Annotated in this window: 12 protein-coding genes; 5 read left to right on the top strand and 7 right to left on the bottom strand. The window is 62.8% G+C overall.

The features are described from left to right. Window positions 1-13: 13 nt before the first annotated feature. The 3 genes from AB4Y36_RS27905 to AB4Y36_RS27895 all read right to left on the bottom strand — a co-directional run bounded on the left by AB4Y36_RS27905 (window position 14) and on the right by AB4Y36_RS27895 (window position 2253). The gene (locus AB4Y36_RS27905; RefSeq protein WP_069266333.1) at window positions 14-1366 is read right to left on the bottom strand and encodes an MFS transporter; all 1353 of its coding nucleotides are present in this window, start codon (window positions 1364-1366) and stop codon (window positions 14-16) included. Window positions 1367-1523: 157 nt separating this feature from the next. After that, window positions 1524-1937: a hypothetical protein gene (locus AB4Y36_RS27900; RefSeq protein WP_368603030.1), complete on the bottom strand. Its 414-nt coding sequence runs from the start codon at window positions 1935-1937 to the stop codon at window positions 1524-1526. A gap of 85 nt (window positions 1938-2022) precedes the next feature. Beyond that, complete coding sequence (locus tag AB4Y36_RS27895) at window positions 2023-2253, bottom strand: hypothetical protein (RefSeq protein ID WP_069266332.1); 231 nt, start codon at window positions 2251-2253, stop codon at window positions 2023-2025. A gap of 295 nt (window positions 2254-2548) precedes the next feature. On the opposite strand from AB4Y36_RS27895, the gene AB4Y36_RS27890 reads away from it, so the two are divergent. Next, window positions 2549-4495, top strand: a complete 1947-nt coding sequence (locus tag AB4Y36_RS27890) for a putative bifunctional diguanylate cyclase/phosphodiesterase (protein ID WP_368684721.1) — start codon at window positions 2549-2551, stop codon at window positions 4493-4495. A 139-nt stretch (window positions 4496-4634) separates the two neighbouring features. On the opposite strand, the gene AB4Y36_RS27885 is transcribed toward AB4Y36_RS27890, so the two are convergent. Next, window positions 4635-5048, bottom strand: a complete 414-nt coding sequence (locus AB4Y36_RS27885) for a hypothetical protein (protein WP_342946376.1) — start codon at window positions 5046-5048, stop codon at window positions 4635-4637. A 224-nt stretch (window positions 5049-5272) separates the two neighbouring features. After that, a complete protein-coding gene (locus AB4Y36_RS27880) occupies window positions 5273-6022 on the bottom strand; it encodes a hypothetical protein (RefSeq protein ID WP_368618494.1) in 750 nt (249 codons plus the stop codon). A gap of 284 nt (window positions 6023-6306) precedes the next feature. On the opposite strand from AB4Y36_RS27880, the gene AB4Y36_RS27875 reads away from it, so the two are divergent. After that, window positions 6307-7242: a metallophosphoesterase gene (locus tag AB4Y36_RS27875; protein ID WP_069266329.1), complete on the top strand. Its 936-nt coding sequence runs from the start codon at window positions 6307-6309 to the stop codon at window positions 7240-7242. A gap of 86 nt (window positions 7243-7328) precedes the next feature. Then, window positions 7329-7625 (top strand): cupredoxin family copper-binding protein, encoded by a 297-nt coding sequence (locus tag AB4Y36_RS27870; protein ID WP_069266367.1) that lies wholly within the window; start codon window positions 7329-7331, stop codon window positions 7623-7625. Between the two features lie 70 nt (window positions 7626-7695). On the opposite strand, the gene AB4Y36_RS27865 is transcribed toward AB4Y36_RS27870, so the two are convergent. Further along, window positions 7696-9942 carry an alpha/beta hydrolase domain-containing protein gene (locus AB4Y36_RS27865; RefSeq protein ID WP_368684720.1) on the bottom strand — a complete coding sequence of 749 codons (2247 nt, stop codon included), beginning with the start codon at window positions 9940-9942 and terminating at the stop codon, window positions 7696-7698. 307 nt (window positions 9943-10249) lie between these two features. Continuing rightward, window positions 10250-10555 carry a hypothetical protein gene (locus AB4Y36_RS27860; protein ID WP_069266327.1) on the bottom strand — a complete coding sequence of 102 codons (306 nt, stop codon included), beginning with the start codon at window positions 10553-10555 and terminating at the stop codon, window positions 10250-10252. Window positions 10556-10852: 297 nt separating this feature from the next. Here AB4Y36_RS27860 and AB4Y36_RS27855 point away from each other — a divergent pair, with 297 nt between their 5' ends. Together AB4Y36_RS27855 and AB4Y36_RS27850 are read left to right on the top strand one after the other, a co-directional pair. Then, window positions 10853-12313: an amino acid permease gene (locus AB4Y36_RS27855; protein ID WP_368684719.1), complete on the top strand. Its 1461-nt coding sequence runs from the start codon at window positions 10853-10855 to the stop codon at window positions 12311-12313. Window positions 12314-12330: 17 nt separating this feature from the next. After that, on the top strand, window positions 12331-13083 hold the full coding sequence (locus AB4Y36_RS27850) for a hypothetical protein (RefSeq protein ID WP_368684718.1): 753 nt from the start codon (window positions 12331-12333) through the stop codon (window positions 13081-13083). The last annotated feature ends 36 nt before the right edge of the window (window positions 13084-13119 follow it).

The following is a 13119-nucleotide window of genomic DNA, read 5'->3' as shown; positions in this document are numbered from 1 at the left end:
GCATAGGCGCCGCTCACGGCCTCACCGCACCGCCCTCCCCGTGTGTTTCGCCTTGCGGCGAATCGTCGAGCTTTTCCAGCGCCGGGTTGTGAGGGAGGACGAGCGCCGCGCCCGCGCCCACGAGCCCGGCTCCCGCAAGACATAGCAGGCCTGCGCCGAAGCCGCCCGTGCTGTCCTTGATCCAGCCCATTGCGTAGGGGCCGAAAAAGCCCGCCAGATTGCCGAGCGAATTGACGGCGGCAATGCCGCCGGCCGCGGCCGCGCCTGAAAGGAACGCGGCCGGCAGTGTCCAGATCACTGGCAGGCAGCCGAAAATACCGAAGCCCGCAATCGAAAGCGCGAGCATCTTGAGCACCGGATTATCGAGTCCCGCGGCAGCCGCAATACCGGCGGCCGCGACGGCCAGCGCAAATGCGACGTGACGCTTGCGTTCCAGCCGACGGTCGGAATGCCGACCCCACAGCACCATAGAAACGACGCCCACCGCGTAGGGCAGCGCAGTAACGAAGCCCGTCTGCACGTTCGAGAGCCCGAACGCCTTGACGATCTGCGGCAGAAAAAAGCTCAGGCCGTAATTGGTTGCATTCGCACCGAAATAGATCAGCGCCACCGCCAGCACGCGCGGATTGATCAGCGCCTCCAGCACGCTGAACGAGCGCACCTTCTCCCGATGACGGCGCTCCTGCGCCTGGCGATCGACGAGCCAGCGGCGCTCGTCGTCGGCTAGCCAGCCGGCGTCGGCGGGTTTGTCGGTCAGATAGAACAGCACGGCCACGGAGAGCACGACCGCAGGAATTGCCTCGATCAGATAGACCCACTGCCAGCCCGCCAGCCCCCCTCTACCGTCCAGCGAAAGCAGCGATCCGGATATCGGGCCGCCAATCACCGTCGACAACGGAATGGCCGCCATGAAATAGCCCACCACGCGCGCGCGGTATTTGGCGGGAAACCACAGCGTCAGCAGAAAGATAATGCCGGGGAAGAAACCCGCCTCGGCGATACCGAGCAAGATACGCAGTCCATAGAATACGTGCGCGTTCGACATGCCGGTGAAGCGGGCGAGGTCCGGAATGAACGCCATCGCGCCCGCGATGATGCCCCACGTGAACATGATGCGCGCGATCCAGCGCCTTGCGCCGAAACGTTCGAGCAGCAGGTTCGACGGCACCTCGAAGAAGAAATAGGCAATGAAGAAGATCCCTGCGCCAAAGCCGAACGCGCTCGCGGAAAGATCGAGTGCCTTGTTCATCTGCAATGCAGCAAAACCGACGTTGACCCGATCGAGATACGCCACGAAATAGCAAAGGATCAGGAACGGCACGAGCCTTGCCATTACGCGCGCCATGGTGCGGTTTTCAAGCTCCATTTCTGTCTCCTTCGAGGCCGGCTCCGCTGCGCGGTGCGCCAATCACGGGCCGGACCGTTCGTCCGTTTGGAATCGTTAAAGACTAGTCGCTCGCAACGCGATACGAAAGGGTGGTTCACATGGTGGGACATCGACCGCAAACGGCATGACAGCGGAATTAAAGCCTCGGACACGAGAGCACTTGCAGCGGCTGTGTCGCGACCCCGGGCTGGGCGCCACCGGTCGGTGTGCCCTGCGGAGGCGTCGAAACGAGGCGCACGCTGTCTGGACCGGCGTTGGCTAGTGCGTACTTCTCTTCGCTGCCTTGGGGTTGCCAGTACGCGCGAAATACGGGTCCATCGCTGAAGACGAGCAGCGTGCCATGCGTGGCCTGTCCCTCCGACACGAAATCGACCGGTTCGCCGCTGCGCAGTGCGAAGCCGCCGGCGGCGTTTGTTCCTACTAGCTTGCCGCACGGCGGCGCGGCGTCAGGCGTGGGCGTGAGGGTAGGATCTGCGCCATGTGCGGGCTGCGTCGTGAGCAACGCCACGCCGAGACATGACGACAACGCGAGCATAAAAGTCGTTTTCACGCGCAACCTCGTGAACTCGTCATCGATCTTGCGAAGCTCGCAAATCGCATTCCCGCGCGAGAAGGGAACGAATGGCCCCAGCACCTTAAAAGTCGCCGGAGTCCTTGCCGAGCGTGTTGATATCGATCTCGAGGGCGCGGCAGACGTCGCGCACGAATTCATCCATGGCGGCCGTGCATTCAGGACTTCCCGCCGGGAAGTCCTCGGGGTTCTTCTTGCCTTGCGCACGGCGGATGGCGCGAATGCTTGCCTCGAGCGCGCGCGCCTCTGCCCAGATGGGAGGTTTGTCGGGATAGTCGGGATGTTTGCGCGCCATGGACGGTATTTCGGCAACGGATACGCGAACTTTAGGCCGGCCCACGAAGCGAACGGCGGCACGTCCATATAGTTGAGGACGCCAAACGTTTGCGCCGAAATCATTGCATTGCGATTGACCGCCCTGGTGCGGGGAAGACCGGTTTAAGGGCACGTTGAAAGCCCCGAAGAATGAGGCGCGCGTCGACGATGAAAAGCCCGCGCGTTGCCTCCAGAAATAACGCGAGCGGTCGTAAACGGGGGTATTACATTTCGTTCCCGGCAGTTGCAACGGGACCGCCCCGACTCGCAAGACCATGTTCAACGTTCTGGCCCAGTATTGGGGAACGATTCGGCACACTTTCCTCGCCGGAAACAGCGCGGCCCTGAAGCTGGCGCAGTTGCGCGTGATGATCTATCAGCTTCCCATGATGTATGGGCTGCTGGTCGTCAACACGTGGGGCATGGTGCTGCCCCACGAGAACGTGATTCCCGCCTGGCAGGGCGTAATCTGTCCGCTCGTGCTCACAGCATTGTGTTTCGTACGCGTGCTCTCGTGGTTGCGGCTTTCGAGGCTCCATGTGAGTGCGGAAGACGCGGCTACGATCCTGCGCAATTCCGGCAGGCTCGCCTGGGTCTTCTCCATCTCGTTCACGGCATGGTCGCTGTCCCTGCTGCCTCATGGTGGCGCGGCATTCAAGCTTCATGTCGCGTTTTACATGGCCATCACGGTCATCGGCGTCATCTTCTGCCTGATGAACGTCATCAAGGCGGCGTTCACCGTCACCGCCATTGTCAACGGCGCGCTCGTCGTCACGTTCCTGAGTTCGGGAAACGGCGTATTCGAGGCGATCGCGATCGATACGTCGCTGGTTTCGCTGGCGATGCTGATCGTCGCCTTCACACAATTCAAGAACTTCTCGGATCTCGTTGCCACACAAGCCGAAAACAAACGGCTCGCGAATATCGACAGCCTCACGAATCTCCCTAACCGGCGGGCCTTTTTCACCTCGCTCGACAAGCATTTCGATGCCGCCATGGCATCGGGCGGGCGGCTCGCGGTGGGCCTCGTCGATCTCGATGGCTTCAAGTCCGTCAACGATATTCACGGCCACTCGCTGGGCGACCACGTGCTGGCCGATGTCGCGTCGCGTCTCGCCAACGCGGCGCGCGGCACGATCACGCTTGCGAGGCTGGGCGGCGACGAATTCGGCATCATCGTCACGGACGACTGCACGGACGCTGGCCTCTCGCAACTCGGCCGTACCATCTGCGATGTTTTCCAATGTCCCATACTGGTCGGCGAGATTTCGGTTCGCCTCGGAGCGACGATCGGCTTCTCCACCTATCCGCACATTTCACGCAACAAGGCGGATTTGTTCGAAACAGCCGACTACGCGCTTTACGAAGGCAAGCACCGCTCGCGCGGCTCGGTGACGATCTTTTCGGAGACGCACCGCAACGCCATCATTCGCGAGTCGCAGATTGCCCAGGCGCTACGCTCCCCCGATCTCGCCGGCGAACTCGACCTTGCGTTCCAGCCGATCTACTCGCTCGAACGCCGGCGCACCGTCGGTTTCGAAGCCCTGGCGCGCTGGCGAAGCGCGTTGCTCGGCACGGTCCCGCCCGGTGAATTCATTCCTGCCGCGGAGCGCAACGGCGTCATCAACGGCTTGACCCTCGCGCTGTTTACCCAGGCCCTGGCCTGCGCGAAGCAATGGCCGGCGCATATTCGCTTGTCCTTTAATCTTTCCGCGCATGATTTCGCCAGTGAGTCCGCGGTGAAAGAGTTGGCCCGGTGCATCGTCAGCAGCGGCATCGACCCGGCCCGGCTCGACTTCGAGATCACCGAAACCGCGATGGCCAAGGACTTCGACCAGGTCCAGAAAGCGGCCAAGGTCCTGCGCGCGCTGGGCTGCGGTTTGTCAGTCGACGATTTCGGCACCGGTTATTCGAGCCTCTCGTACCTGTGCAAACTTCCACTCACGCGCCTGAAGATCGACAGGATGTTCGTGAGCGGTCTCAAGGAGCGCACGACGGCGTTCACAGTGGTTCGCACGCTGCTCAATCTCAGCCGGCAGATGTCGCTCGACTGCATTGTGGAAGGGGTGGAAACGGCGGCCGAACTGCAAACGGTCGCAGCGCTCGGGGCCACGCTCATTCAGGGCTACTATTGTTCGCGCCCGATGGAAGCTTCGGCCGTGGCGGGTTTTCTGGAGCGCGAAAGCGAGGGCGAAACCCTGGCTCGCCTGGCGGGAGCATGACGAGTAGTCCGCATACCAGAACGGCTGCTGAACTGTTCATACGGCTGCGCGCGGCTTACGATGTGCCGAACAATCACGGAGCCCATCATGAAGCGCTTTCATACGGGGTTCCGGTCAAGTCGTGATGCGTGCGCATCGCTCAGCCGGCTAACGCGCCCAGGCAACGGCCGCACGAACGCGCCTGGCCCAGTCGCAGACGCCCGGCGCTCACGGTCACCTCATTGCCGCAATCGCACCGGCAAACCCACTTGCCATCGCCGGCATAGCGATCCGTCGTCAACTGGCCGAACACCTCGCCGCCTTTGAGCGCAGGCGAGCCCGGCCGGGACCGCCACACGCGGCGCTGCTCGCCGCAGCCGCAATCCCTCGTCTGGCCGCCCTCCACCGCATCCAGCGCGGCCGTGACGTGCGCGCCGCAGCGGCACCGCCAGAGCCACATGCCCGCGCCGCGATATTGAAGCGCGACGAGATCGCCGAAGGCGCGGCCGGACACGTCGCGATACGGCGGAAACGGCCATTCGGGCGGCAAGGGGGGACGGATACGCTGGTTCACGACAGGTAAATGGGATTCGGCGTCCTGGTCTCAAGGGTGTCCGGCCGTTTTCGATGTGCGGGCGTGCGGCCCGGCAAAGAGGGGCGGATCATCCCGCGCGGCCGGCGGGTCACCGCCTCGTTACGGGTTATCTGTGTATTTTGGCATCTCACGTCACGAATGATAAATCGTGAACGTCCTGGCAGCAGGAGCGGACGCCATTTGACCCGCTCAGACATCGCAAGTCATTCCTGAACATCCTGTTCGCACGATGCACTGCGGGCCAGCAAACGGACGCCCACCGACTCTCTGCGCAGCCTGCGGCGCTCCAGCGCGTTGCGCAACTGACCCAGGATCAGCGTGCCGGCAATCAGCGCGAGATAGAGCGTGACGAGAACGTGACGTGCACCGTTGAGGGCGGCCTGATGGACGACGAGCGCGGCGTCGACAGGCGGAAGCAGGTGGCCCGCCCCCTCGACGGCTCGCATCATGTGGATGAAGCCCGCTGCCGAAAGCAGCGGCAACAGGACGAAGAGGATCAGCAGCGTGAGCCGCATGCGACGCGCCCACGCACGGTGGCGCAACCGGAACCACAGCCCGAGGCATCCGTGTATCCAACCAGGCGCTAGCAACGCGAGTTGCAGCCCCTGCGTGCCGCTCGTGAGCAGCACGACGATGACGCGCTCGTAGTTCGGTTCGAAACCATAGAGCGAAGAAGCAAGCCGGGTCGTCACCGCATGCCGGATCAGCAGGAGCGGCAGGCTGAGCCCCGCCCACAGGCGGATCCATTCCGCAGGCGGAAGCGCCCAGTGGCGCCGCCCATATATCGTGTGCAGCGCCAGCGCGAAATGCACCGACGCGGCGCCATACAGCGCGATCGTGCCGGGCGCGCTGCGCCAAAGCCGCAGCGCGAGTACGAGACCGTGTCCGGCAAGCTCGATCGACCAGATGCCGAGCGCGTGATTGACCAGATGCAGAAGGAGATACGTCAGCATCACGAGGCCCGACGTGAGTTGAAGCCGGCGCAGCAAGAATTGAACGTTGATCCTCGCTTCGCTGGCGCGGCGACGGGTCACGTCGACGATGTCCATATTGGTTTCCGCCATTTCGTGTGCCACGCCTGCCATACCGCGAACCCACGCCGGTTATTCCCGTGCTCGACTCGCAAAAAAACCGGGAATAAAACAGCGGCGCTCGCGGTATTGCACGTGAAGCCCGCCCTGGAGGCGCTCCGAATTGCGCCGGCGGTCGACTTTCTGAACCCCGTCGAGAGGACATCATGTCGTCAGATCTTCCTTCCCAACCGTCACGCCGCAACGCCCTGAAATGCCTCGCCTTCGGTGGCGCCGGCACCGTGTTCGTTCTGGCCGGAGGCGTCCTCACGCCCATGGAACTGGCACTGGCGGCGAGCAGCAAAGAAAACGCCGGCGTTCCGCTCTTTTTGCAGATCAGCGACTCGCATATTGGCTTCAACAAGGAAGCCAATCCCGACGTCGCGGGCACGCTCAAACAGACCATCGACTATGTCAACGCGATGCCCGTCAAACCCGCCCTGGCGATTCACACGGGCGATATCACCCATCTCTCCAAACCTGAGGAATTCGATCTGGCGGCGCAACTCCTTTCCGGTCTCGACATTACGGAGTTGCACACCACGCCCGGCGAACACGATGTGACAGATGGACCGCAAGGCGAATACTTCAAGCGCTTCGGCAAGGCGTCGGACAACCGGGGGTATTACAGCTTCGACCACAATGGCGTGCACTTCATCGCGCTCGTCAACGTAATGCATTTCAAGCCGAACGGGCTGGGCAACCTGGGCGAGGACCAACTTGCCTGGCTGGAAAACGATCTGAAGGGCCGCACGTCGAGCACGCCGATCGTCGTGTTTACGCACATGCCGATGTGGACGATCTACGAACCATGGGGCTGGGGTACCGGCGATGCGGGCCAGGCCATGGACTACCTAAAGCGCTTCGGCTCGGTGACCGTGCTCAATGGCCACATACATCAGATCGTTTCCAAGGTGGAGGGCAATATCACGTTCCACACGGCGCGCTCGACCGCCTATCCGCAGCCGACGGCCGGCGACGGACCCGGCCCCGGGCCGCTCAAGGTGGCAAGCGATCAGCTGCCGAAAATGCTTGGCGTCACCAGTATCCGGATCACGCGCCATCCTCTCGCGGCGACGCTTTCCGACACGTCCCTCGCCTGACCTCGCGTCTCGCTCACTGAACAAGGATTCGAGCCATGCTCTCCATTCACTATCGTCGCGCGTTCGCCCTCTTCTACGGGATCGGGATGCTCATGGCCGGGGCCTCCCTTGGCGTGCCTGCCGCCCAGGCGCAGGAGCCCAATGAGATCGACATCAAGAATTTCATGTTTTCGCCGATGGCTCTCACCGTGAAAGCGGGCACCACGGTGACCTGGAAAAATATGGACGGCGAACCGCATACGGTCGTCAACGATGCAGGCGTCTTTCACTCCGCCGCGCTCGACCAGAACGATACCTATCAGTTCAAGTTCGACAAGCCGGGGGTGTACAAGGTGTTCTGCGGGATTCACCCGTATATGAAGGCGACCATTACGGTGCAGTAGAGACCGATGCCGATGCGTCGTCGCGCTTGTTCCAACTCGCTTGCGCGACGCGACGACGCTGGTTCGCAGTTCAAGGATTCGGCAGCAGGGTCGGCGAAATCTGCGCTGCGTTGCTGATGAAGACATTCGTCGCATCGTCCTGCAGCAAATAGCCTTGCTTGACGAGTGCGTTTGCCGCGGCCGCAACCGCCGCTTGGTAGCGTGAGCGGCTGCCGCCATAGAGCGCGTTCAGGGTGGCCCGGCTATCGACGCCGCCTGTCTGCGCGGACGCGTTCACCGCGAACGGAATCGCCGCGCCGTTGGAGATGCAGCCTTCGCCAATCGCGTGGCCGGCACCGCGATAGTTCCACCCGGTGTAGGTTGCAAGCGGTACGCTCACATCCGGCACGAGTACGCCCGTGGTTTCGTTGCCGTTGGCGTCGACCTTGGGGACGAGAATCGTGTAGGGCTGCGCAGTGCTCACGACCGGCACGGCCTTGCTGTAGTCGGTCACGAAGACCTGATTGTATTCGCCGTTGAACGTGAGACTGAGCGCTGTCGGCGTCGCGGCGGGTCCGCTCGGCACGGTCACGCTCTCGAGATCAGGGAAGCCCGTCGCGGCTTGCGTCGGCGCGACCAGATTGCCCGATGCCACGGTCGGATATTGCGAAGCGGGCGGCTCGGTACCCTTGCCGGCCCATGCGACCAGCGCGGGAATCAATGCGCGCTCGACGGGCGTTTCCTCCACGGGCGAGCCCGGCAACTGACACAGACTGCCTGTCGCCGGCACCGTGAAGTTGCCCGTGGTCACGCCGCTGCCGCCGCCGTGCTGCGTGCCCGGCACAAGGTAGTAACGCACATTCGGCGGCAAGTGGATGTCGTTGCCCCGTCCATCGGTGACGACCAGCGACGCGGCCCCGCCCCACCATTCGAATGCGCCGTCGAGTTGCATGATCTTCGGACACGTACCGGAGGCCTCGCAACGCTTCAACAGGCCATCGGTCGCGCCGCTGACCGGATCGGTCGTAACCGCGTACGTGAAGGGGAACTGGAACCCCGGCATGAAGTGGTCTTCATGCTGTTTCGACCACCGTCCCGGCTGTGCGAACGCGGCGTTGGTCCACGTGCGGCGTGCAGCGGAAATGATCGGAAACAGTCCGTCGAAAACGATCCTTCCGTGCTTGTCCTCGTTGAATCCCTGATAGAGAAAGTCCTTGATGAAGCGGCCCGACTGCGAAATGCCTTCCCCGATCGCGACGTCGAAGTTCGTATCCCGGGAGCACTTCGACGCTGCACATGCGGCATCCTTCAGATCGTTGAGCGGATTCTGGACGCCCCGCGCATCGGCCCTGTCGTAGCGCAGCCAGGAGACGAGATCGCGCAGCGCCGCAAAGCCGATGCCGTCGATGGTCGGCGCCGCGGCCTTGTAGACGAAGCTGTAAATCGTCCCCGCATCGGGCGTGACGGTCCTGCCGTTGGGACCCGGCACCGACGCGGGCGGCGTGAACTTGACCGAGTAATTCCCTTCATAGACATTGTTCGGCGTGCTGATATAGCTCCACGCCGTCACCTTGGTCGAAGGCGCCGTATAGGTTTGCACGCCGCCCGGAATGCTGCCGTAGGCCGATAGCCACGATTGCCGCGCGGTGAAGGTCACGCCGCCCGTGTCGTTGAGATCGGCGGGCGGGTACGTGAGCGGAATCGTCGTCGGGTCGCCTCCCGCATAGTCGGGAATGAACTCCTCGCGCGATAGCGCAGTCATCGGCGAACCGTCCTTGTTGGTGGCCACGGGGAATCTCGTGCCGACCAGACCCGTGCCGGCCAGCGTACTCGTCCCGTTGAGCGGAATGTCGCCTTGCCAGCCGCTCCAGAGAATCGTATAACCGTGGCGCAGCAACGAAGGAAATGTGGACGGCGGGGGTGCCCCGGTATCGAGCGCACCTGCGCCAATGAACGCCCCGTCGGCGAGCTTGTTGCCGCGATTCACGACGTCGTAGAAGAGCACGCGCGTGGCGTTCGCCGCGCTTTGCGGACGCAGGATCACGACATCGGTCCAATAGTCGACGTAACCATCGACGCCGACCGGCGCGTTCCTGATGTTGACAATACCCGCATTGAGCGGAGAGCGCGGATCGAGGGCGCCGTGCACGACGGCGGTGATGACCTCGTATGGCCCAGCCGCGCCGGCAGGCGTCGCACCGCCAAACGCCGGTTCGGCAGCAATAGTCTGAAAGCTCTTGATGAAGCCCGCGCCCCGCTGGCCAGGTTGCGGGCCGTGCGGATCGCTGTGGGCGATTCCGCCGACGAACATGCCACTCGCACCGGCAATCAGTAGCATTCCTATATTTCCAGTCTTCATCGTAGAATCTCCTGACCGTGGCGAACATGGCGGAAGCGGAGTCTCGCGCCGTGTCCCTTGAAGAACGGCGAACCCGAGAGAGGCAAGGTTTTCACGCGAATGGTCCAGCATTGCGCATGCATGCTGGACCGACACGCGTGAACAGGCGTGGCGGAAGTCGAATGCTTACGATTGGCCGAAATCGTTTGATATATCTTGCGCGGCCTTGTGTATTTATAACTCGCGCAAACACGATTCCAACTGTCGTTTACGCGTACGCTGGAGGTGCTCGCGCAGGCATCACAGGTCAGCGCTTCGCGATATCGTCGCCGTGCGAGTCCTTATAGACGACTTCGACGTCGACGGTGCGGCCGTCGTCGCCGAACTCGCGCGCCTGCCTGCGCAGCGAGCGGATCTTCCACCAGAGATAGCCGACGACAATCGCGCCCACGCCGAACAGCACGGCAAGCAGCACCAGCGACAGCATCGCTGCCACCACCAGCACGATTGTGCTCACGACGACGGCGGCCAGCCGGCCGAACCATCCGTACTCGCCGATCCGGATCCCTTTCTGATACGTCGCGCGCTGCGGCGACGGTTTGTCGTTGTCCATTCCACTTCTCCTGGCCGCCATCCTGCTTAACTGCCCGCGCGAGCGTGGACTTTGCCTGGACAGCGGACCATCAATGATGCCGACGCATCCCGCGACACGCGTGGCGCATATCCCGGATCCCGCATCGTGCAGATGCACATGAAGCGTTCCGAAACATCTCTGCCCTCGCACGTCGGTCGTCGTCGTTCGGTTAACTGAAAACTTACCCATCGCCCGCTCGCGCCTGTGTCTATTCTAAAGAAGTCAGGCAAGCCGAATCGAGTCGTTTCCAGTCACTGTCGAATGGGGCAACCTATCATGGCTGACACGAGCTACATGGCGCGCAAGTCCGTCGCCGACATAGTGGGAAGCGCCGAAGCCGAAGGCGGCCGCGCGCTGTCGAAGACCCTGGGGGCGCCAAGTATCACGGCGATGGGCATCGGCGCCATTATCGGCGCGGGCATTTTTGTCCTCACCGGCACGGCGGCGGCACAATTTGCCGGACCGGGCATCATCCTGTCCTTCGTGCTGGGCGGCGTTGCCTGTGCGTTCGTCGGTCTCTGCTACTCCGAACTGGCCGCCATGCTCCCCGTATGCGGCAGCACCTACACGTACACCTATGCGACGCTCGGCGAGGTATTTGCGTGGATCATCGGCTGGGACCTGATTCTCGAGTACGCCATGGGTGCCGCGACGGTCGCCGTCGGCTGGTCAGGTTATATCGTCAGCCTGTTGCGCAACGTCGGAATCAGCATCCCGCCTACGCTTGCTGCCGCACCCGGCACGACGGTCCAGTTGCCTGACGGCTCGACTGTCGCCGGCATCATCAATCTCCCCGCCGTGCTGATCATCGCGATTCTCACGACGATGCTGGTGCTCGGCACGCGCGAGTCGGCACGCATCAACAACGTAATGGTCGCAGTCAAGCTGACGGTCGTGGCGGCCTTCATCGCCATCGGCGCGTTCTTCGTGCATCCCGCCAACTGGCATCCATTCGTTCCGCCCAACACCGGCGCGTTCGGCAGCTTCGGAGCCAGCGGCATTCTGCGTGGCTCCGCCGTCGTGTTCTTTGCGTTCATCGGTTTCGATGCGGTATCGACCGCCGCTCAGGAGGCGAAACGGCCACAGCGCGACATGCCGATCGGGATCCTCGGTTCGCTGGTCATCTGCACCTTGCTCTATATCCTCGTGGCTGCCGTGCTCACCGGACTCGTTCCATACGCACAACTGAACGTGCCAGACCCGATCGCCAAGGGCGTCGACGTCATTGGTTTCACCTGGTTCTCCATACTGATCAAGATCGGCGCGCTCACCGGGCTGACCACCGTGATTCTCGTGCTGCTCTACGGGCAAAGCCGGATCTTCTTCACGATGTCGGAGGACAGACTGCTTCCCCATCTGTTCTCCACCGTCCATCCGCGCCTGCACACGCCGCATCGAAGCCAGATGATGATCGGCACGGTCGTCGCCATCGTGGCGGCCCTCACGCCGATCGGCGTACTAGGCGAGATGGTCAGCATCGGCACGCTGTTCGCGTTCGTGCTCGTGTGCGGCGCAGTCATGTACCTGAGGCGCAGCGACTCTGACGCGAGCCGTCCATTCCGCGCGCCCGGCGTGCCGATTGTCCCCATTCTCGGCATCGCGTTTTGCGTGTTGCTGATGGTGGGACTGCCGCTCATCACCTGGGTACGGTTGATCGTCTGGCTGCTGATCGGCATGCTGATCTATATGTCTTATGGCCGGCATCATTCGCGACTACGCCATCCGGAGCGTCAATGACGGAACCGGTGGCTACCATGAACGCTCAGCGCGCGTATTTCGTTCGCACGGCACGGGCTGCAATGTACGCGGCTTCGCTAGCAACGCTTGCCGCCTGCGGAGGAAACGCATGCATTGGCCTCGATGGCTGCGGCGGCACAAGCGTGACGCCGAATGTCACCATCTCCGGCACGGCCGCGACCGGCACAGCGATCGCCAGCGCAACGGTCAACCTCAGTTGCGCTCAGGGCTCGGGGTCCACCCTGTCCGATGGCGGTGGACACTACGCAATCACGTTCAATGCCACGCCTGCCTGCATCCTCAGCGTAAGCTCCGGCAGCGTGAGTCTGCATTCGGTGGCGTTTGCCGGGGGCACCTTCAATACGACGCCGGAGACCGAGTTGATGCTCGTCTACCTCGCTTCACAACTCGGCACGAGCGAGAGTGGTTTGATCGCGGGATTCCCGACCAACTCACAGTACCAGCAGGTACTGGGTAACGCGTCCGACGTGCAGGCTGCACAATCCGCAGTCGTCACGAATCTGCAGCAGCGCTATGCTGTCACGCTGACGGTACCGGCATTTCTCACGACATCCTTTACGGTTGGCCAGGCAGGTGTCGATAGCGATCTAGTCACGCTGGCGGCAGCAGGCGCGATAGATGCGAACGGCATGCCAGACCCGGCCGCCATCTCGCTGCTGTCGGCAGCGGGCGCCGCGCATCCGCTCACCGCGACGTCCACCCCCACTTCCGGCACCGGCGGTACTGGCAGCGGCAGCGCAACGATGTGACGTGGACCTGCCGATGTCTGAACGGCGCCGGACCGC

Source organism: Paraburkholderia sp. BR10936, from assembly GCF_040965735.1.
Classification (GTDB): domain Bacteria; phylum Pseudomonadota; class Gammaproteobacteria; order Burkholderiales; family Burkholderiaceae; genus Paraburkholderia; species Paraburkholderia nodosa_A.
This window is presented reverse-complemented; position numbering and strand designations above follow the sequence as displayed.